This window comes from Pseudomonas sp. m6p (assembly GCF_055760375.1).
On sequence record NZ_CM147084.1, the window covers coordinates 5,328,509 to 5,348,096 of the forward strand.

17 protein-coding genes and 1 riboswitch are annotated in these 19,588 nt (G+C 61.1%); of the genes, 8 read left to right on the plus strand and 9 right to left on the minus strand.

Going from position 1 to position 19,588, the window contains the following annotated elements; genetic code table 11:
* Positions 1-66 precede the first annotated feature (66 nt).
* Positions 67-1,239 carry a murein transglycosylase A gene (gene mltA / locus ACYZUM_RS24345; RefSeq protein ID WP_108184059.1) on the plus strand — a complete coding sequence of 391 codons (1,173 nt, stop codon included), beginning with the start codon at positions 67-69 and terminating at the stop codon, positions 1,237-1,239.
* Between the two features lie 96 nt (positions 1,240-1,335).
* Here mltA and ACYZUM_RS24350 read toward each other — a convergent pair whose 3' ends face one another.
* The gene (locus ACYZUM_RS24350) at positions 1,336-1,719 is read right to left on the minus strand and encodes an MAPEG family protein (protein WP_108184060.1); all 384 of its coding nucleotides are present in this window, start codon (positions 1,717-1,719) and stop codon (positions 1,336-1,338) included.
* 40 nt (positions 1,720-1,759) lie between these two features.
* Complete coding sequence (locus ACYZUM_RS24355) at positions 1,760-2,593, minus strand: EamA family transporter (RefSeq protein WP_086793617.1); 834 nt, start codon at positions 2,591-2,593, stop codon at positions 1,760-1,762.
* A gap of 151 nt (positions 2,594-2,744) precedes the next feature.
* Here ACYZUM_RS24355 and ACYZUM_RS24360 point away from each other — a divergent pair, with 151 nt between their 5' ends.
* Positions 2,745-4,010: a cation:proton antiporter gene (locus ACYZUM_RS24360; protein WP_473061190.1), complete on the plus strand. Its 1,266-nt coding sequence runs from the start codon at positions 2,745-2,747 to the stop codon at positions 4,008-4,010.
* Here the strand turns inward: ACYZUM_RS24360 and ACYZUM_RS24365 are convergent, their stop codons facing one another.
* Positions 4,011-4,916, minus strand: coding sequence for a formate/nitrite transporter family protein (locus ACYZUM_RS24365; RefSeq protein ID WP_108184061.1), 906 nt, complete (start codon positions 4,914-4,916; stop codon positions 4,011-4,013).
* A gap of 151 nt (positions 4,917-5,067) precedes the next feature.
* Positions 5,068-5,475 carry an acyl-CoA thioesterase gene (locus ACYZUM_RS24370; protein WP_003229043.1) on the minus strand — a complete coding sequence of 136 codons (408 nt, stop codon included), beginning with the start codon at positions 5,473-5,475 and terminating at the stop codon, positions 5,068-5,070.
* Positions 5,476-5,671: 196 nt separating this feature from the next.
* Positions 5,672-5,770: riboswitch (S-adenosyl-L-homocysteine riboswitch) on the plus strand.
* A 23-nt stretch (positions 5,771-5,793) separates the two neighbouring features.
* Between ACYZUM_RS24370 and ahcY the strand changes: the two genes are divergently transcribed.
* The 4 genes from ahcY (at position 5,794) to ACYZUM_RS24390 (ending at position 11,272) form a co-directional block, all read left to right on the plus strand.
* Complete coding sequence (ahcY, locus tag ACYZUM_RS24375; RefSeq protein ID WP_007959684.1) at positions 5,794-7,203, plus strand: adenosylhomocysteinase; 1,410 nt, start codon at positions 5,794-5,796, stop codon at positions 7,201-7,203.
* A 174-nt stretch (positions 7,204-7,377) separates the two neighbouring features.
* A complete protein-coding gene (gene metF / locus ACYZUM_RS24380; RefSeq protein ID WP_003229047.1) occupies positions 7,378-8,223 on the plus strand; it encodes a methylenetetrahydrofolate reductase [NAD(P)H] in 846 nt (281 codons plus the stop codon).
* A 148-nt stretch (positions 8,224-8,371) separates the two neighbouring features.
* On the plus strand, positions 8,372-9,184 hold the full coding sequence (locus ACYZUM_RS24385) for a substrate-binding periplasmic protein (protein WP_041063457.1): 813 nt from the start codon (positions 8,372-8,374) through the stop codon (positions 9,182-9,184).
* A gap of 222 nt (positions 9,185-9,406) precedes the next feature.
* A complete protein-coding gene (locus ACYZUM_RS24390) occupies positions 9,407-11,272 on the plus strand; it encodes a DEAD/DEAH box helicase (protein ID WP_108184062.1) in 1,866 nt (621 codons plus the stop codon).
* 233 nt (positions 11,273-11,505) lie between these two features.
* Here the strand turns inward: ACYZUM_RS24390 and ACYZUM_RS24395 are convergent, their stop codons facing one another.
* The 3 genes from ACYZUM_RS24395 to ACYZUM_RS24405 all read right to left on the minus strand — a co-directional run bounded on the left by ACYZUM_RS24395 (position 11,506) and on the right by ACYZUM_RS24405 (position 14,791).
* Positions 11,506-12,099: a YceI family protein gene (locus ACYZUM_RS24395; protein ID WP_041063462.1), complete on the minus strand. Its 594-nt coding sequence runs from the start codon at positions 12,097-12,099 to the stop codon at positions 11,506-11,508.
* A 31-nt stretch (positions 12,100-12,130) separates the two neighbouring features.
* Positions 12,131-12,682, minus strand: a complete 552-nt coding sequence (locus ACYZUM_RS24400; RefSeq protein WP_108184063.1) for a cytochrome b — start codon at positions 12,680-12,682, stop codon at positions 12,131-12,133.
* Between the two features lie 339 nt (positions 12,683-13,021).
* On the minus strand, positions 13,022-14,791 hold the full coding sequence (locus ACYZUM_RS24405) for a flavin monoamine oxidase family protein (protein ID WP_108184064.1): 1,770 nt from the start codon (positions 14,789-14,791) through the stop codon (positions 13,022-13,024).
* A 224-nt stretch (positions 14,792-15,015) separates the two neighbouring features.
* On the opposite strand from ACYZUM_RS24405, the gene ACYZUM_RS24410 reads away from it, so the two are divergent.
* Both ACYZUM_RS24410 and ACYZUM_RS24415 read left to right on the plus strand, forming a co-directional pair.
* A complete protein-coding gene (locus ACYZUM_RS24410) occupies positions 15,016-16,422 on the plus strand; it encodes an adenosylmethionine--8-amino-7-oxononanoate transaminase (RefSeq protein ID WP_108184065.1) in 1,407 nt (468 codons plus the stop codon).
* Positions 16,423-16,574: 152 nt separating this feature from the next.
* Entirely contained in the window at positions 16,575-17,294 is a 720-nt protein-coding gene (locus ACYZUM_RS24415; RefSeq protein ID WP_108184066.1) for a 16S rRNA (uracil(1498)-N(3))-methyltransferase, read from the plus strand.
* A gap of 4 nt (positions 17,295-17,298) precedes the next feature.
* On the opposite strand, the gene ACYZUM_RS24420 is transcribed toward ACYZUM_RS24415, so the two are convergent.
* Complete coding sequence (locus tag ACYZUM_RS24420; protein ID WP_108184067.1) at positions 17,299-18,201, minus strand: transporter substrate-binding domain-containing protein; 903 nt, start codon at positions 18,199-18,201, stop codon at positions 17,299-17,301.
* Positions 18,202-18,242: 41 nt separating this feature from the next.
* The gene (locus ACYZUM_RS24425) at positions 18,243-19,484 is read right to left on the minus strand and encodes a D-amino acid dehydrogenase (protein ID WP_108184068.1); all 1,242 of its coding nucleotides are present in this window, start codon (positions 19,482-19,484) and stop codon (positions 18,243-18,245) included.
* Positions 19,485-19,588: the final 104 nt, after the last annotated feature.

The window sequence follows — 19,588 nt, forward strand, 5'->3', positions numbered from 1 at the left end:
CCCTATTAAAAATACGGGTTGCCCGAGCGCATGGAGCACTCGGGCAACCGGCACAGGAATCACTCCATGAACAGCCGTTTCAAGGCCTGGCGTTACCCGCTGATCGCAACCCTGCCGCTGCTGGCAATCCTTGCTGGCTGTACGGGCGGCGACAATGCCAAACCGAAAACCCACGCCTTGGCGACTTATTCCAGCGCCACCTGGGAAGCCCTGCCGGCGGTGTCCGACAGCGACCTGGTCGCCGGTTTCGGCTCGTGGCGCAGCGCCTGCACCCGACTCAAGGCTGATCCGATCTGGGGTGGCACCTGCGCGGCAGCCGCCAACGTGCCGCAGAGCGCCGGCGAAATTCGCGCGTTTCTCAAGCAGAACCTGGATGTGTTCGGGTTGCGCGCCGAACACGACAACCCCAACGGCCTGATCACCGGTTACTACGAGCCGGTCTACCCCGGCAGCCTGACCCCCACCGAAACAGCCAACGTGCCGGTCTATGGTGTGCCCGAAGACATGATCATCGTGTCGCTGGACAGCATTTACCCCGAACTCAAGGGCAAGCGCCTGCGTGGTCGCCTCGAAGGTCGGGTGCTCAAGCCGTATGACGACGCCGCAACCATCGAATCCAAAGGCGTCAAAGCCCCGGTGGTGGCGTACCTGACCGATCCGATGAACCTGCAATTCCTGCAGATCCAGGGCTCCGGGCGGATTCAGACGGCGGACGGCAAGCAACTGCGCATCGCCTACGCCGACCAGAACGGTCACCCGTACCGACCGATCGGCCGCTGGCTGGTGGAACAGGGCGAGTTGAAGAAAGAAGACGTGACCATGAGCGCGATCAGCAATTGGGCCAAGGCCAACCCGTCGCGCATTCCGGAGCTGTTGGGCAGCAACCCGAGTTATGTGTTCTTCACCCGTAACCCGGACAGCAACGAAGGCCCACGTGGCTCACTGAACGTACCACTGACCGCTGGGTACAGCGCGGCGGTGGATCGCAAGGTGATTCCGTTGGGCAGTCTGCTGTGGTTGTCGACCACCCGTCCGGATGGCACCGCTCTGGTTCGCCCGGTCGCGGCGCAGGACACTGGCGGCGCGATTGCCGGCGAGGTGCGCGCGGACTTGTTCTGGGGCACCGGCGACGCAGCCGGGCAACTGGCCGGGGACATGAAACAGCAGGGGCAGATCTGGATGCTCTGGCCTAAAGGTGCGGCGTTGCCGCAAGTGCCCCAGGTCGCCGACAAACCTTGAAAAGCAAAAGATCGCAGCCTGCGGCAGCTCCTACAGGGGACATGTATCAACCTTGTAGGAGCTGCCGCAGGCTGCGATCTTTTGATCTTGCTTTATCTATACCGACACAAAGAAGAACGCAGCAATCAGCCCCATCCCGACAAACCACACCAGCGACCGCAAGATCGCCCAGTCCGCCAGGTAGCAGATGATGTACAGCAGCCGACTGGTGATAAACATCACTGCCAGCACATTCACGGTCACTAGCTGCGCCGTGCCCACCAGATGCGCAACAATCACTGCGGCAGCAAATGCAGGCATCACTTCGAAGCTGTTCAGCTGCGCCGCATGCGCCCGTCGGGCGACGCCGCCCACGCTATCGAGAAAGTCCCGAGGACCATGATTGTCACTGAGCCGGAAACCGCCCGAGACCTTGGCCACAATCGTGCACACATACGGCAGGAAAATCGCGATCAATACACACCACAGAGCCACCGTCATAACGCCGTCCTTTTTTTCGAGTGTTGGAAATGGCGGGCAGTCAGAACTTCATCACCAGCATGCCGATCAGCACCAGCCCACAGGCTAAGAGCCGCGGCCTGCCGAAAGGTTCTTTCAGATAACGCATACCGAACAGCACCACCAGAATCACGCTGATTTCACGCAAGGCCGCCGCTTCGGCAATCGAGCCCAACTGCATCGCCCACAGCACCAGAGCGTAGCTGAACAACACGCAGAACCCGACCGCCAGCCCCAGCTTCCATTGCTCGCGCCAGAACACCAGAAACGCCGGGCGCTTGGCGACCCACGCCAGCAACGGAAACGGCCAGGCGCTGAGCAGCGTGACCCAGACCAGGTAATCCAGCGGATGCGACCAGCGCCGCAAGGCCTGGCCATCGATGTAGGTGTAGCAACCGATGCACAGCCCGATCAGCGCCACCACCGGCAGCATCGACCACGGCAAATGTTTACCACCACCGCCCTGCCAGAGCAGACAGACCATGCCCAGCGGAATCAGCATGATCCCGAAGATCTGCTGCGTGGTGAGCACTTCACCGGCGAAGATCAGGGTCAGCGCCAGCACCACCAGCGGCGACAAGCCGCGCATCAAGGGATAGACCAATCCGAGGTCGCCGACCCGATAAGCCTGGATCAGCAGATAGCGATACAGCAGCTCGAATGCTGCCGACGCCAGAATCCACGGCCAGATGTGCGCCGGTGGCAGGCTGATGAATGGAAAGGCCAGCGCCACGAACAACAGCGCCACCGTGTCCATGCACGCCACCACCAACAGCCGTTCGGCACTGAACTTGATCAGGGTATTCCACGTCGCATGCAACAGCGCCGCCATCAACACCAGAACTGTCGCCGCCACGTCCCACTCCTTGATTTTTTGTTGACCCTACACCAATGCGTACCACTGACCAACCGAGGGATGTGATTGTGTCCCCACCCCGAAACAGCCCATCCAACTTTCGCGCCGAAGAATCGGGGCGCTGTCTTTCCCCCCATCCAATGGAGCCCGGATGCTAGAACTTGTAGCCGCTTTTATCTGCCTCACCACCCTTCTCACCTTCGTCAATTACCGCTTCATCGGCCTGCCGCCGACCATCGGCGTCATGGTCACCGCGCTGATGTTCTCCCTGTTGCTGCAAGGCCTGAGCGTGCTCGGCTACCCCGGCCTCGAAGAACGCGTGCAGCAACTGATCGGCCAGATCGACTTCGGCGACCTGCTGATGAACTGGATGCTGTCGTTCCTGCTGTTCGCCGGCGCCCTGCACGTCAACCTCAACGATTTGCGCAGCTATCGCTGGCCCATCGGCCTGCTGGCGACGTTCGGCGTGCTGATTGCCACCGCCGTGATCGGCAGCCTCGCCTATTACATTTTTGCCCTGTTCGGTTGGCACGTGAGCTTCCTCTACTGCCTGCTGTTCGGCGCGCTGATTTCGCCGACCGACCCGATCGCGGTACTCGGCGTACTGCGTACCGGCAATGCCTCAAAACCGCTGAAAACCACCATCGTCGGCGAGTCGTTGTTCAACGACGGCACCGCGGTCGTGGTGTTTACCGTGCTGCTGGGCATCGCTCAGTTGGGTGAGACGCCGACCCTCAGCGCCACGGCCATGCTGTTCGTGCATGAAGCCCTTGGCGGCGTGCTGTTCGGCGGGCTGATCGGTTATGGGGTGTACCGGATGATCAAAAGCGTCCAGCAGCATCAGATCACGGTGATGCTGACCCTGGCGCTGGTGATCGGCGGTTCGGCGATGGCCACCGAGTTGCACGTCTCGGCGCCGATTGCGATGGTGGTGGCCGGCCTGATCATCGGCAACCTGGGGCGTAACCTGGCGATGAACGACATGACCCGCAAGTACCTCGACGGCTTCTGGGAGCTGCTCGATGACATGCTCAACGCCCTGCTGTTCGCGCTGATCGGCATGGAGCTGTTGCTGCTGCCGTTCAACTGGGCGCACGTGGCGGCGGCCAGTTTGCTGGCACTGGCGATCCTGCTGTCGCGCCTGCTCACCGTGGCCCCGGCCATCGTTCTGCTGCGGCGTTGGCGCACAGTGCCGCGTGGCACCATCCGCATCCTGACCTGGGGCGGTTTGCGCGGTGGTGTTTCGGTGGCACTGGCGCTGGCTCTGCCGCTGGGCCCGGAGCGCGACTTGCTGTTGAGCATCACCTACATCGTGGTGCTGTCGTCGATCCTGTTGCAGGGCCTGACCATCGGCAAACTGGTCAAGCACGCCACCCGCGACGAGCCGGCCACCACGGCCGAGCCCGCGCACCACTGATCATTTTCTGATCTGCTGCGGGTCAGGCTTTTCGGCCTGATCCGCAGCCCCTTTGGCCTTGCCTGTTTCCTTTGGCGCACCGCTTTCGCTGCGGATCTGCGCATGGCTGATCAGGGCAAAGATGCAACTGCCGCCGATGATATTCCCCGCCAGCGTCGGACCGGCAAACACCATCCAGAAATCACTCCACGGCAACTCGCCGGCAAACACCAGATACGAGACTTCTGCCGAACCGACCACGATGTGGGTGAAGTCGCCCAACGCCATCAGATAAGTGATGAGGATGATGATCCACATCTTCGCGCTCTCCATGGACGGGATCATCCAGACCATGGTGGCGATCATCCAGCCGGAGACGATGCCCTTGGCGAACATCTGGCTGGCGTGGTTCTCCATGACCTTGCGGCCGATTTCAAGGAAGGCGTGATCAGTCTTGGTGTCGAAGATCGGCAGCTCGAGCATCACGTACGCCACCAGAATCGTCCCGCACAAATTGCCGAACAGGACGACGCCCCACAAGCGGATCAACCGGCCAAAATTGGCCAGGGTCGGTTTGGTCATCACCGGGAGGACGGCGGTCAGGGTGTTTTCGGTGAACAGTTGCTGGCGGGCGAGAATCACCGCGAGGAAACCGGCACAGTAGCCGAAACTGGCGATGACCTTGTATTCGTCGCCCTCGGGCAGGCGCGAATTGAGCAGGCCCATGCCCATCAGCGACAGGCCCATGGTCAATCCGGCCGCGAGCGCCGACCACCACAACGCGGCGATGCTGCGCTCCAGTTCCTGATCGCCCTGAGTGCGGATGATTTCATGCAGAACCGCTGCGCGAGGCGGCTGGTTTTTCTCGACTTCATGTTGTTCATCGGTCGAGAGATTGGGGGTCTTGCCGTCTGTCGGGGTGGTCATGGCGTGGGAACCGGGTGGGGGCTTTTAGCTACGACCCTTGCCGTTCGGAATACGTTCTGTAGGAGCTGCCGAAGGCTGCGATCTTTTGATTTTGCTCGACCAAAACAAAGTCAAAAGATCGCAGCCCTCGGCAGCTCCTACAGGGCTTGCATTACTTGGTGACGAGCTCATCTTCCTTGAACTGATCTTTGACGTACTTGATCTCGGTCCGCCCGTGCGGCGCTGGCAGGCCGTCTTCACCGAGGTTGACGAAGACCATCTTTTCGACGGTGAGGATGCTCTTGCGAGTGATCTTGTTGCGAACCTCGCAGGTGAGGGTGATCGAGGTGCGGCCGAACTCGGTGGCGGTGATGCCCAGTTCGATGATGTCGCCCTGGCGCGAGGCGCTGACGAAGTTGATTTCGGAAATGTACTTGGTCACCACGCGCTGATTGCCCAACTGGACGATCGCGTAGATCGCCGCTTCTTCGTCGATCCAGCGCAGCAGGCTGCCGCCAAACAGGGTGCCGTTGGGGTTCAGGTCTTCGGGTTTGACCCATTTGCGGGTGTGGAAATTCATGTTCACTCCTGAGCGTTTGCCGAAAGATGGCGCCATCTTGGCAGACCGGGCGGTCAGGCTCCATGAGCCTTCTACTATGGTCGCTATTAACGATCTTCATCTGGCCGACAGAAACCCTTTGGAAGATCAGTCTAGACGGCTATAATCGCCCCCGTTTCAAAACGGTAACCTTCACTTGTTACCGTTTTCCCGCCACCTGTCCGAGGGGCGCTGCAGCAGGATCAACCTGTCAGGCTCGGATGGGGCGTTGACTGGCCACGGCCGGACACTAAACGCACAACGGCGCCCATTCGCATACATTACGAATGGAGGCTCTTCATGAGCGCTGTTATCACGCCTGCAGATTTTAACGATTACAAAGTTGCCGACATGTCCCTGGCTGCCTGGGGCCGTCGCGAAACCATCATCGCCGAGTCGGAAATGCCGGCCCTGATGGGTCTGCGCCGCAAGTACGCCTCCGAGCAGCCGCTCAAGGGCGCGAAAATCCTCGGCTGCATCCACATGACCATTCAGACTGCCGTGCTGATCGAAACCCTGGTTGCCCTGGGTGCCGAAGTACGTTGGTCGTCCTGCAACATTTTCTCGACTCAGGATCAGGCCGCTGCGTCCATCGCTGCCGCCGGCATCCCGGTTTTCGCCTGGAAAGGCGAGACTGAAGAAGAGTACGAGTGGTGCCTGGAGCAGACCATCCTGAAAGATGGCCAGCCATGGGACGCCAACATGATCCTCGACGACGGCGGCGACCTGACTCAGCTGCTGCACGACAAGTATCCACAAGTACTGGACCGCGTTCACGGCGTGACCGAAGAAACCACCACCGGCGTTCACCGTCTGCTGGACATGCTGGCCAAGGGCGAGCTGAAGATCCCGGCGATCAACGTCAACGACTCGGTGACCAAGTCCAAGAACGACAACAAGTACGGCTGCCGTCACAGCCTGAACGATGCGATCAAGCGCGGCACCGACCACCTGCTGTCCGGCAAGCAAGCGCTGGTCATCGGTTACGGTGACGTGGGCAAGGGTTCGGCCCAGTCCCTGCGTCAGGAAGGCATGATCGTCAAGGTTTCCGAAGTTGACCCGATCTGCGCCATGCAGGCCTGCATGGACGGTTTCGAACTGGTTTCGCCGTTCATCGACGGTATCAACGACGGCACCGAAGCAAGCATCGACAAAGCGCTGCTGGGCAAGATCGACCTGATCGTGACCACCACCGGTAACGTCAACGTTTGCGACGCGAACATGCTCAAAGCTCTGAAGAAGCGCGCTGTTGTCTGCAACATCGGCCACTTCGACAACGAAATCGACACCGCTTTCATGCGCAAGAACTGGGCATGGGAAGAAGTGAAGCCACAGGTACACAAGATCCACCGTACCGGCCCGGGCGCTTTCGACGCGCAGAACGACGACTACCTGATCCTGCTGGCCGAAGGCCGTCTGGTGAACCTGGGCAACGCCACTGGTCACCCGAGCCGCATCATGGACGGTTCGTTCGCCAACCAGGTACTGGCGCAGATCTTCCTGTTCGGCCAGAAGTACGCCGACCTGTCGCCAGCCCAGAAAGCCGAGCGTCTGACCGTTGAAGTACTGCCGAAGAAACTCGACGAAGAAGTGGCCCTGGAAATGGTGCGCGGCTTCGGCGGCGTGGTCACTCAACTGACCAAGCAACAGGCTGACTACATCGGCGTGACCGTCGAAGGCCCGTTCAAGCCGCACGCTTACCGCTACTGATTGGCTGAGCGTCGACGCGGTGTGCCTGGCGCACCGCGTTGCCTGACTGGCGCTGCTGACCGCTCTGTGTAGGAGCTGCCGCAGGCTGCGATCTTTTGATCTTCAAAGATCGCAGCCTGCGGCAGCTCCTACAGGAGTACAGCGTCCGGCTTACGTGTTTCCAAGGGTATGACCATGTCCCAAGACCGTCGCTACAGCTTCGAGTTCTTCCCGACCAAGACCGATGCTGGGCATGAAAAACTGCTCAACGTTGCCCGCCAGTTGGCAACGTACAACCCCGATTTCTTTTCCTGCACCTACGGCGCTGGCGGTTCTACCCGTGATCGCACCCTCAACACCGTTCTGCAGCTGGAAAGCGAAGTCAAAGTACCGGCCGCACCGCACTTGTCGTGCGTCGGCGACAGTAAAGACGACCTGCGCGGCCTGCTGAACGAGTACAAGGCTGCCGGCATCAAGCGCATCGTTGCCCTGCGCGGTGACCTGCCGTCCGGCATGGGCATGACCAGCGGCGAGCTGCGTCACGCCAATGAACTGGTTGAATTCATTCGTGAAGAAACCGGTGATCATTTCCACATCGAAGTTGCCGCTTATCCGGAGATGCATCCGCAAGCGCGCAACTACGAAGACGATCTCGCCAACTTCGTGCGCAAGGCCCGCGCCGGCGCCGACAGCGCGATCACCCAGTACTTCTTCAACGCCGACAGCTACTTCTACTTTGTCGACCGTTTGCAGGCGCTGGGCGTGGATATTCCGGTGGTACCGGGGATCATGCCGATCACCAACTACAGCAAGCTGGCGCGTTTCTCCGATGCCTGCGGTGCGGAAATCCCGCGCTGGATCCGCAAGCAACTGGAAGCCTACGGCGACGACAGCCAGAGCATTCAGCGCTTCGGCGAGCAGGTTGTCAGCGAAATGTGCGAACGCCTGCTGCAAGGTGGCGCACCAGGGCTGCACTTCTATTCCATGAACCAGGCCGAGCCTAGTCTGGCGATCTGGAATAACCTGAAGTTGCCGCGCTAAAAAGCATCAAAACACAATCAAAAGATCGCAGCCTTCGGCAGCTCCTACAGGGGTGTCGTGGCTGCGATCTTTTGCTTTTGAATCCCCGAATTAGAGCTTGTGCAGGCACTTTCTGGCTCTTTCGCGTTTCTCGTCGTAATCTCAAGCCATGCCTTTGATCGCGCAATTATTCACGGTGCTGGTTTTTGCTTGCCTGAGCTTTGCCGCTCGGGGCGAGAAGTTGCGTATTGTCACCGAGCCATGGGCGCCGTACGTGTACGAAGAGGACGGCAAGAACCTCGGGCTGGATTACGAAACCACGGCCATCGTGTTCAAGCGTCTGGGGATCGAGGTCGAATGGCAATTTTTGCCGTGGAAACGTTGCCTGTCGATGCTCGAAACCGGTCAGGCTGACGGCGCACTGGACATCTTTCACAGCGACGAGCGCGACGCCACCCTGCTCTACCCCATCGAACCGCTGTCGGACGTCGAGTTCGTGATGTTCTACGCCAACGACCGGCCACACCCGTTCAGCAAACTCGAAGAACTCAAAGGCCTGACCATCGGCACCTCGCCGGGTTATCTGTACAGCCCTGACTTCAGCGAATCGACACTGTTCACCCGCGAACCGGCGCCCACCCACGAAGCCAACTTCGGCAAACTGCTGCGCGGGCGTATCGACTTGCTGATCACCGATCGCCGCGTCGGTCAGCATTTGCTCGATCAGTTGAATATCCGCGATCAAATCAGCGAAAACCCTACAGTTATCAGCCGCCAGAGCCAATATCTGGCCGTTCGCCGCAATGCCGGGATGGATCTGCTGGTGGCGCGTTTTGGCGCCGAGCTCAAGCGCTTCAAGCGCGAACCGGCCTACGCCGAGCTCAGCGCACGCTACGGCGCAGCCCCGGTCGACGCTGCGCCAATGAGCAACGTCTCGGCCAGCCGCAAAACCGTTGAGCAGCAGGAAAGCAGCGCGCAGTGATTGCTCTGTTATACTCCGGCGTTCCCGCCAGGCTCACGCCCGGACGCCCGGAACCGTAACAGGCCTCCAGTCCCGCTACAGCGCAGCTTTTCAGCCCGCGCGAGCGCTCCTGACGTGCCTTCGAGACCGCAGCAGGACCGGACGGGGTCGCGTCCTCTTAAACGCGATTCGCGCCAGGCAAGACTCCCATTGGGCCAAGCCCTAACTAAAACAGGATTACTCATGTCCTTTGCTTCCCTCGGTCTCTCCGAGGCTTTAGTCCGTGCCATCGAAGATGCGGGCTATACCGAGCCTACTCCGGTGCAACAGCGGGCCATTCCCGCCGTGTTGCAAGGTCGCGACCTGATGGTTGCGGCACAGACAGGTACCGGTAAAACCGGCGGTTTCGCCCTTCCGATCCTGGAGCGGTTGTTCCCCAACGGTCACCCGGACAAATCCCAGCGTCACGGCCCGCGCCAACCGCGCGTCCTGGTCCTGACCCCGACCCGCGAACTCGCGGCCCAGGTTCACGAGAGCTTCAAGATCTACGCCCGTGACCTGAAATTCGTCAGCGCCTGCATCTTTGGCGGCGTCGGCATGAACCCGCAAGTCCAGGCCATGTCCCGTGGCGTTGACGTCCTCGTCGCCTGCCCGGGTCGCCTGCTTGACCTCGCCGGCCAGGGCAGCGTTGACCTGTCCCACGTCGAAATCCTCGTCCTCGACGAAGCCGACCGCATGCTCGACATGGGTTTCGTGCACGACGTGAAGAAAGTCCTCGCGCGTCTGCCGGCCAAGCGTCAGAACCTGCTGTTCTCGGCGACCTTCTCCAAAGACATCACCGATCTGGCCGGCAAGCTGCTGCACAACCCGGAACGCATCGAAGTCACGCCGCCGAACACCACGGTCGAGCGCATCGAGCAACGCGTGTTCCGTCTGCCGGCCAGCCACAAGCGTGCCCTGCTGGCGCACCTGATCACCGCCGGCGCCTGGGAACAGGTACTGGTGTTCACCCGCACCAAGCACGGCGCCAACCGTCTGGCCGAATACCTGGACAAACACGGCCTGCCGGCTGTGGCGATCCACGGCAACAAGAGCCAGAACGCCCGCACCAAAGCCCTGGCAGACTTCAAGGCCGGTGAAGTGCGCATTCTGGTCGCTACCGACATTGCCGCACGCGGCCTGGACATCGACCAGTTGCCACACGTGGTCAACTTCGAACTGCCGAACGTCGATGAAGACTACGTGCACCGTATCGGCCGTACTGGCCGCGCCGGTCGTTCGGGCGAGGCGATCTCGCTGGTCGCACCGGACGAAGAAAAACTGCTGAAAAGCATCGAACGCATGACCAAGCAGAAAATCGCCGACGGCGACCTGATGGGCTTCGATGCCAGCACCATCGAGGCCGAGAAGCCTGAAGTGCGCGAGCGTCCGGACATGCGCAACCCGCGCAACTCCCGCGGCCCGCGTGGCGACGGTCCGAATGGCGGCGGCGGTGGCGGCGGTCGCAAGGACAAAGGCAAAGACAAGGGCAAGGAAAAGCCGGCCGGCGAACGCGGCGAGCGCCCTGCCCGTCAGCAGAAACCACGTGAAGGCACGCCGAGCCGCGAACAGCGCCCAAGCCAGCCACCACGCGCGGCTGCCGACCGTGCACCGGACGAGTTCCTCGACGACGATATCGATAACTTCGGTAACCGCGTTGACTACGTGCCCAAAGCCGCTCCGGCCGGTGGGCGTAGTCGCCGTCCGGGCGCGCCAGGCCAGGGCGCAGGTGCCGGCGCACCTCGCGGCGGTCAATCGCAAGGTCGCCAGAACGGCCCGCGCAACAGCAACGGTTCGAGCACCGGCACCCCGCCGGGCAAACGCAACGGCCCGCGCAACGGCGCTCCACGTGATGGCCAGGGCCGTCGTGACGAGTCCTCGCGCAACCGCCGTCCGGCTCGCGACGATCAGCAACGCGCCGAACCGGCCGTGCAGAACCCGCGCAGCACCGGGCCGAAGATCATGCACAAGGAGTCGAAAGCCGACCGCTTCCCGACGCCTGAGCAGCTCGATCAACTGCCGACCCGTCCGCGCGGCGAAAAACCAGCCTTGCTGACCCGCAATCGCTGAGTTATCGCAGCCATGAAAAATGCCCCGGTTCGAAAGAGCCGGGGCATTTTTTATGGATGTCCCAGAACCCGCTTTCTGTAGGAGCTGCCGAAGGCTGCGATCTTTTGAGGTTGGTTTTTCCAGGATCAAAAGATCGCAGCCTTCGGCAGCTCCTACAGGGGATTCGGGTTGTGGCGGGCAATAAAAAACGCCCCCGGCCTTGCGACCGGGGGCGTTTTAGTGTGGCAGCGAAGTTATTTCGCTTTCACACCTTCAAACGAGATGTACAGGTCGACGTTGTCGGACTGTGGGCCCAGGTCCATCATCTTGCCGAAATCAGAACGCTTGATGCTGGTAGTACCTTCGAAGCCGGCACGGTAGCCGCCCCATGGATCCTTGCCTTCGCCCAGGAACACGGCCTTGACCACGATTGGCTTGGTCACGCCGTGCAGGGTCAGGTCGCCGGTCACGTCAGCCGTGTCTTTGCCAGCGGCGTTCTTGCCGGTGGATTTGACGCTGGTGGAGACGAACTTGGCGTCAGCGTATTTGCCCACGTCCAGGAAGTCTTTGCTGGCGATGTGCTTGTCGCGCTCGGCGTGGTTGGTGAACACGCTGGCGGTCTTCACGTTGAATTCGATTTTGCTGTCTTCAGGCTTGGCAGCGTCAAAGCTGAACTTGCCGTCGATGTCCTTGAAGGTACCGGTGATGTAGCTGTAGCCCAGGTGGCTGATCTTGAAGTCGACGAAGGCGTGCTGGCCTTCCTTGTCGACGGTGTAATCAGCAGCCATCACGTTCGCGGACAGTACGGCCGAACCGATTGCCAGAGCGGCCAGAGTCTTTTTCAACATGCTTTCTTTTCCTTTGAGTCGAGGTTGAATTTCAGGATTTGCGACCGAGCATTCGCGTCAGGGTCGCATCACGATCGATAAAGTGGTGCTTCAATGCTGCCAACGCATGGAGGCCGGAAAAAATTACCAGCGCCCACGCCAGCCAGAGATGAATCACCCCAGCGGTATCTGCCTGATCCGGTAGCCCGGAAACCAGTGCAGGCACTTCAAACAGACCAAACACCGGAATCCCGACACCGTCTGCGGTGGAAATCAGGTAACCGGCAAGCATCACAGCGAACAGCCCGACGTACAGAAACCCGTGGCCGAATTTGGCGCCGATGCGGGTCATGCGGCTGTAGCTCTGCAGGGTTGGCGGCGGAGGGCTGATAAAGCGCCAGAGCACCCGCAACACCATCACACCCAACAACACCAGACCGATGCTCTTGTGCAGATCCGGCGCGTCTTTGCGCCAGCTGCTGTAGTAATCCAGCCCCACCATCCACAGACCCAGCGCGAACAGTCCGTAGACTGCCAGCGCCACGCCCCAGTGCATGAAGATGCTGACCCAACCATAGCGTGAAGCAGAGTTACGTAGCTGCATTGCCCAAATCCTGTGAGAACTGCGAACCAAGACTAGCGAGTTATCTATCGAATTAAAGCGGAAAATTTTGCTTTGAAATATCGAGAAATACGATCAAGAGTCTGTAAGTGGCTTGTTAAGGAAAGATTAAGCGGGAAAAGTGTGGCGGGATGTTGTTGCCAGACAATGGAATTGCGTTGTCTGAGCGAACCCTTCGCGAGCAGGCTCGCTCCCACAGGTGATCGCATTCTCTCTGAAAGCACTCGGTCAAATGTGGGAGCGAGCCTGCTCGCGAAAGCGATCTGACAGGCAAAAAAAAGCGCGGCATAAACGCCGCGCTTTTTTCATTCACCGCAAGGCTTACTGCGCCTTGGTCTCGGTCGTTGCTGCAGGCTTGGCCGCTGGCTTCTTCACCGGCTCAGCCTTTTTCGCCGCAGGCTTGGCTGGGGCCTTTTTCGTCTCGGTTTTCGCTGCAGGCTTCTTCGCCGCAGGCTTGGCTGGCGCTTTCTTCGCCGGCTCGGTTTTCACCGGAGCAGCGGGTTTCGGCGCTTCCACCGGAGCTGGCGCAGGTGCCGGAGCCGGTGCAGGCGCTGGGGCCGCTGGCGCTGGAGCCGGCTCAGGCGCCTTCGCAGGCTCTGGCTTCTTCTCGTCGTCCGAACCGCCAAACAGGTTGCTGAAGAAGTTACCCTTCTTCGCCGCCACGGCACCCGCTGAGCCCGCCGCTGCTGCAGCCGGAACCACTTTGACCGGTTCAAACGACTTGCCGGCGGCCAGGTCTTCAACCTGACTGGCCGCACGCTGACCAGTGCGCAGCGCACCTTCCAGGGTGCCCGGGTACAGGGTGTCGGTGTGCTCGCCCGCGAAGGTCACGCGTTGCAGTGGGCGCTCCCACAGGCGCCAGAACTTGCTGATCTGGCCCGGGCCGTAAGCCAGGTAGGCGCCGCCCATCGACGGGTCAGTGCTGTAGCGACGGATTTCATAACCGGTGAACGAGCCACGGGCCTGTGGATAAAACGCGTGCAGACGGATCAGCACCTGATCGACCATCTGCTTGTCGCCGAACGCCTGCATCACGCGGGCATTGTCGCCGGACAGGTTGATCACCACGTTGGCGCCACCCTTCAGCGCCGGTTCGATCCAGAGCATGCCGAGGCCGGCGTTGCTGTAGATCTCACCGGACATGCGCGCCTTGCTTTCCCACACCGGCGTCTTGAACTTCAACATGATCTGGTCGCGCCAGCCGTAGTTGGTGCCCTTGATCGCGGCCAGATGCTGGGCGTCCAGTGCCGGGGTCAGCGCAATCTTGTTCAGCGCGCGCAATGGCACGGCCAGCACCACGTAATCAGCCTGGTAGCCGACACTGCCGACCTTGACGTTCACGCCGTCCTTGTCCTGAGTGATCGCCGACACCGGCGAGTTGGTCTTGATGGTCTTGATCTGTTTGACGAAAGCCTGGGCCAGCACCTGGCTGCCGCCGACCAGACGCGAAGCACGCAGGTCGCGGTCGGAGACGCCGCGGTACACACGGTTCTGCTGGGCGAAATACAGCAGCGACAGGCGCGAAGGCTCGTCGTAGTGGGTGCGGATGTCCTGGTTGATCAACTGACGCGCGGTGGCCGGCAGGTTCTGCTTGTCGAGCCAGCTCGACACGTTGATCTGGTCCAGCGCATGCAGGGTGTTGGTCGCGGCCGGGTTCTGCGGGTCGTCGATCGAACGGGCCAGATCGTCGAGGGTTTTCTGATAGCGCTTCAAGGCATCGGCGGTGGCCGGCTGCTTGGTTGCCAGATCGGCTGCGGAGAAATACTCGCCGTCGATCAGATAACCCGGTGTACGCACAAATTCAGGGGCCGGCGTGGTGCTCAGCTTGAAGGTCGAGACGTATTTGTTCAGCACCGGCTGGGTCTTGTCGTTGCCGATCCACTCGCTGGTGGCCATGCCCGAGCGACCGCCCAGGCTCGGCTTGGCTTCCAGCAGGGTGACCTGCCAGCCCTTGTTTTGCAGCTCGTAAGCCGCGGTCAGGCCCGACAGGCCGCCGCCGATCACGATTGCGGTTTTATCCTTGGCCAGCGCCGTAACGCTGAACAGCCCCAACATCACCAGCGCACAGGCGCGCAGCCAACCGACAGACATTCAGCGAACTCCGGAAATACACGTAGGAAAAAGCAGTTTTTGCGGGTCAGACGACCCAAAGAACCGCGAAGAATACGTCAGCCATCAAAACGCCGCCAGCGACGTCTATCGGCCCATACAAAGTAGCTCAATCGACACAATGGGTTGTTCCGACGCGATGCATTGCATAGGCTTGCGCGATTGTTTGCCCGCGCCTGACGCGAGCCGCCTCGAGGAGACTGTAAATGGGCCTGAATAACCAGTGGATGCAACGCGACCTCGCGGTGTTGTGGCATCCCTGCACCCAGATGAAAGACCACGAACAGCTGCCGCTGATCCCGATCAAGCGTGGTGAAGGCGTGTGGCTCGAAGACTTCGAAGGCAAGCGCTACCTCGACGCCGTCAGCTCCTGGTGGGTCAACGTGTTCGGCCACGCCAACCCGCGCATCAACCAACGCATCAAGGATCAGGTCGATCAGCTGGAACACGTGATTCTCGCCGGCTTCAGCCATCAACCGGTGATCGAGCTGTCCGAGCGCCTGGTGAAGATGACCCCGCAAGGCCTGAACCGGGTGTTCTACGCCGATAATGGTTCGTCCTGCATCGAAGTCGCGCTGAAAATGAGCTTTCACTACTGGCTCAACCGTGGCCAGCCGAACAAGAAGCGCTTCGTCACCCTGACCAACAGCTACCACGGCGAAACCATGGCGGCGATGGCGGTCGGCGACGTGCCGCTGTTTACCGAAACCTACAAAGCCCTGCTGATGGACACCCTCAAGGTGCCAAGCCCGGATTGCTACCTGCGCCCCGAAGGCATGAGCTGGGAAGAGCATTCACGCAACCTGTTCGCCGCCATGGAACAGACGTTGGCAGAGCATCATGACAGCGTGGCGGCAGTTATCGTCGAACCGTTGATTCAGGGTGCCGGCGGCATGCGCATGTATCACCCGGTGTACCTCAAGCTGCTGCGCGAAGCCTGCGACCGTTACGGCGTGCACCTGATTCACGACGAAATCGCTGTTGGCTTCGGCCGCACCGGCACCATGTTTGCCTGTGAACAGGCCGGCATCCGCCCGGACTTCCTCTGCCTGTCCAAGGCCCTGACCGGCGGCTACCTGCCACTGGCGGCGTGCCTGACCACCGACGAGGTCTACAGCGCGTTCTACGACGACTACCCGACCCTGCGCGCCTTTCTCCACTCGCACAGCTACACCGGCAACCCGCTGGCCTGTGCGGCGGCGCTGGCGACGCTGGATATCTTCGAGCAGGACAACGTCATCGAGAACAACCAGGCACTGGCCCGGCGCATGGCCTCGGCCACTGCGCATCTGGTTGATCACCCGAACGTCTCCGAAGTGCGGCAGACCGGCATGGTCCTGGCCATCGAGATGGTCAAGGATAAAGCCACCAAAAAGGCCTACCCTTGGCAGGAACGTCGCGGCCTGAAGGTGTTCCAGCATGCGCTGGAGCGTGGCGCGCTGCTGCGGCCGCTGGGCAGCGTGGTGTATTTCCTGCCGCCGTACGTGATTACCCCGGAGCAGATCGACTTCCTCGCCGAAGTCGCCAGCGAAGGCATCGACATCGCCACTCGCGACAGCGTCAGCGTGGCGGTGCCGAAGGATTTCCATCCTGGGTTCCGTGATCCGGGCTGATCCGGCTTACTTGAGATTTGCAGTGCCTGGACTGTCCCTTTCGCGAGCAAGCTCGCTCCCACAGGGAAATGCATTCTAAATGTGGGAGCGAGCTTGCTCGCGAATGAAGTCGACTCCGATCCAACTGATTCACATCTTTTTAGAGACCCACCATGAGACTGTCCCGCTTCTTTATCGACGCCGCCCTGAGCACCGGCGAACACGAACTGCCGGAAGCCCAGGCGCATTACATCAGCCGCGTGCTGCGCATGGCCGAGGGCGATGCGGTGCAGTTGTTCGACGGTTCCGGCCATGAGTTTCGCGGCTCGCTGGTGGAAGTCGGCAAGAAACGCGTCGTCGTACAGATCGACGAGCAGTTAGCCGGGCAGATTGAATCGCCGCTGCAGATCCACCTCGGCCAGGGCCTGTCCCGTGGCGAACGGATGGACTGGGCGATCCAGAAAGCCACCGAACTGGGCGTGAGCGAAATCACCCCGATCTTCAGCGAGCGCTGCGAAGTGCGGCTCAAGGACGAACGCGCCGACAAGCGCCTGCTGCACTGGCGTCAGGTGGCGATCAGCGCTTGCGAGCAATGCGGTCGTTCGCGGGTTCCGGTGATTCATCCACCGGTGCTGCTGACGGACTGGCTGAAACAGACCGACGCCGCGCTGAAACTGGTTCTGCACCCGGTGGCGGAGCCGTTGGTCAGCCATGCCAAACCGGCGACGCTGGCGTTTCTGATCGGCCCCGAAGGCGGCTTGTCCGACGCCGAAGTCGAGCAAGCCAAGGCCAACGGTTTCCACGCCGCCCGCCTCGGCCCACGCGTGCTGCGTACCGAGACTGCGCCGGTGGTTGCACTGGCGGTGGCGCAGCAACTGTGGGGTGATTTCTAACCCGTCACTGCACCGGATCACTGATCGGTTTGGCGATGATTGCCTTGAGTTCGCTGGTCATCGGGAACTCAAGGTTCAAGCCTTTCGGCGGGATCGGCTGTTCGAACCACTTACGGTAGATCTCGTTGATCTCCCCCGAACTGTACAGATCGGCCAGCGCGCCGTTCACCAGCGCGAGGAATGGCGGATCATCCTTGCGCACCATGCAGCTGTAGATTTCCCGCGATTGTTCCTCCCCCACCACGACCCAGTTGTGCGGGTCCCGCGCCTTGGCCCGCTCGCCGTAGAGCAATGCGTCGTCCATGTAGAAGGCCGCTGCCCGTCCCGATTGCAGCATCTGAAAAGCCTCGCCGTGATCCTTGGCGCTGATCACAAACATGTTCAGTTTGTGGTCGAGGTTGTAGCTCTTCAGATAGCGCTCGTTGGTGGTGCCGGCGGTGGTCACCACGTTCTTGCCGCGCAGGTCATCGAAGCTGTGGATGCCGCTGTCCTTTGCGGTCAGCAACTGCCCTTTGACGTAGATGAAACCGTAGGAGAACGCGACCTGTTTCTGCCGCTCGGCCGTCACCCCGGTGGAGCCGCACTCAAGATCAACCGTGCCGTTCTGCACCAGCGGAATCCGCGTCTGCGACGTCACCAGGTTGTACTTCACCTTCAGCTCCGGCAACGCCAGTTGCTGCTTGATCCGCTCGACAATCTTGCCCGCCAGCTCCACCGAATACCCCATCGGCTGCCCGGTGTGATCGCCCACATACGAGAACGGCACCGACGCATCGCGATAGCCCAGGGTGATGCTGTTGGCGCTGGCGATCTTGCCAAGCGCGCCGGTCAGCGGCACTTCATTGGCCTGTGCCTGGGCGCCGATGAACAGCGCCAGTGTGCAGCCGAGCAACGTGATTTTTTGCATTGTTATTCTCCGTTGTGGTTGGGGTGTTTTAGCAGAAACTGTCACGCCGCACGGGGATTGAACCCGTGCAGATCAATTGAGGGGCGTTGCTGGCCAATCAGTTCGCTGAGCAACTGCCCGCTGCCGCAGGCCAGGGTGAAACCGAGCGCGCCGTGGCCGAGGTTGAGCCACAGATTGCGATACGCCGTGGCGCCCAGCAGCGGTACGCCGGTGGGGGTGGCCGGGCGCATGCCCGCCCATTCAACAGCCACGTCGTAATTGCCGGCATCGGGAAAGGTGTCGCGGGCCTGGCGCTTGATCAGTGCCAACCGCTCGGGATCTACCGCCGGGTCGAAACCGACGATGTCGACCATCGCCGCCACCCGTAACTGTTCGCCGATGCGCGCGTAGACGATCTTGCGGTCGTAGTCGGTGATGCTCACGTCCGGCGCCCGATGCTCATCGCCGATCGGCACGGTCAGGCTGTAACCCTTCAGCGGATACAGCGGCAGGCGCAGGCCGGGCAGCGCCAGCAAGGGGCTTCGGTGCCCGGCGGCGATCACCAGTTGTTCAACTGGCAGGGTTTCGTTGCCAAGCTCAATCGCCGTAACGACGCCGTGGCTGTGGCGAATGCCGGTGACTGCCTGACCGAGGCGAAACTCGCAGCGACCCGACGCCGTCAATCGCGCCGCCAACTGCTGGCAGAAGGCGTGACAGTCGCCGACTTCTTCATCCGGCGTGTAGATCGCGCCTACAAACGGCGCATCGGTCAGTGCCGGTTCCAGCTGCGCACATTCGGCGGCGGACAACACCTGTTGTTGCTGCGGATCGGCCAAGCCCTTGCGCGCATGGTCGAAGTTGCCGGCATTGCGGAAGGTCACCAGTTTGCCGTTGCGCCGCCAGTTGAAACCGGTGAGCCCATCATCCTCTCGCCAGCGTTTCAGCGTGCTCTGGCTGAACAGCGCCAGACGCAACAGATGCGCCGCGTTTTCGCGGTTGACCGAGGTGCGGCAGGCGGCGAGAAACGACGCCATCCAGCGCCATTGCGCCGGGTCCAGACGCGGGCGCAGCTTGAGCGGTGAGTCGCCGCGCAGCATCCAGCCGATCGCCTGCAACGGCACGCCGGCATCGGCCAGCGGCGCCACATAGCGATAGGACAACTGGCCGCCGTTGGCGAAACTGGTTTCGCTGCCCAGCGACTGCCGCGCCTCGACCACTGTCACTTCGAAACCGTCGCGCACCAGCGCATAGGCCGTTGCCAACCCGATCACGCCGCCGCCGATGATGCACACACGCTGAGCCATGTCCGTCCTTATTTCTATGTGAAGACGAGGCTGAGGTTAGGGTGAGGTGACAGGCGCCGAACAATGAATAAAGATGCCAGACCTATAAACAAAGGTTATGGACT

Bases quoted from the DNA above. Each gene is read 5' to 3' on its own strand.
- ACYZUM_RS24410 (WP_108184065.1), top strand. From the start codon at position 15,016: ATGGGCCTGAATAACCAGTGGATGCAACGCGACCTCGCGGTGTTGTGG.
- ACYZUM_RS24350 (WP_108184060.1), bottom strand. From the start codon at position 1,719: ATGACGGTGGCTCTGTGGTGTGTATTGATCGCGATTTTCCTGCCGTAT.
- ACYZUM_RS24420 (WP_108184067.1), bottom strand. From the start codon at position 18,201: ATGCAAAAAATCACGTTGCTCGGCTGCACACTGGCGCTGTTCATCGGC.
- ACYZUM_RS24370 (WP_003229043.1), bottom strand. From the start codon at position 5,475: ATGAATTTCCACACCCGCAAATGGGTCAAACCCGAAGACCTGAACCCC.
- ahcY (WP_007959684.1), top strand. From the start codon at position 5,794: ATGAGCGCTGTTATCACGCCTGCAGATTTTAACGATTACAAAGTTGCC.
- ACYZUM_RS24365 (WP_108184061.1), bottom strand. From the start codon at position 4,916: ATGACCACCCCGACAGACGGCAAGACCCCCAATCTCTCGACCGATGAA.
- ACYZUM_RS24385 (WP_041063457.1), top strand. From the start codon at position 8,372: ATGCCTTTGATCGCGCAATTATTCACGGTGCTGGTTTTTGCTTGCCTG.
- ACYZUM_RS24405 (WP_108184064.1), bottom strand. From the start codon at position 14,791: ATGTCTGTCGGTTGGCTGCGCGCCTGTGCGCTGGTGATGTTGGGGCTG.
- ACYZUM_RS24360 (WP_473061190.1), top strand. From the start codon at position 2,745: ATGCTAGAACTTGTAGCCGCTTTTATCTGCCTCACCACCCTTCTCACC.
- ACYZUM_RS24390 (WP_108184062.1), top strand. From the start codon at position 9,407: ATGTCCTTTGCTTCCCTCGGTCTCTCCGAGGCTTTAGTCCGTGCCATC.
- ACYZUM_RS24400 (WP_108184063.1), bottom strand. From the start codon at position 12,682: ATGCAGCTACGTAACTCTGCTTCACGCTATGGTTGGGTCAGCATCTTC.
- ACYZUM_RS24425 (WP_108184068.1), bottom strand. From the start codon at position 19,484: ATGGCTCAGCGTGTGTGCATCATCGGCGGCGGCGTGATCGGGTTGGCA.
- ACYZUM_RS24395 (WP_041063462.1), bottom strand. From the start codon at position 12,099: ATGTTGAAAAAGACTCTGGCCGCTCTGGCAATCGGTTCGGCCGTACTG.
- ACYZUM_RS24415 (WP_108184066.1), top strand. From the start codon at position 16,575: ATGAGACTGTCCCGCTTCTTTATCGACGCCGCCCTGAGCACCGGCGAA.
- metF (WP_003229047.1), top strand. From the start codon at position 7,378: ATGTCCCAAGACCGTCGCTACAGCTTCGAGTTCTTCCCGACCAAGACC.
- mltA (WP_108184059.1), top strand. From the start codon at position 67: ATGAACAGCCGTTTCAAGGCCTGGCGTTACCCGCTGATCGCAACCCTG.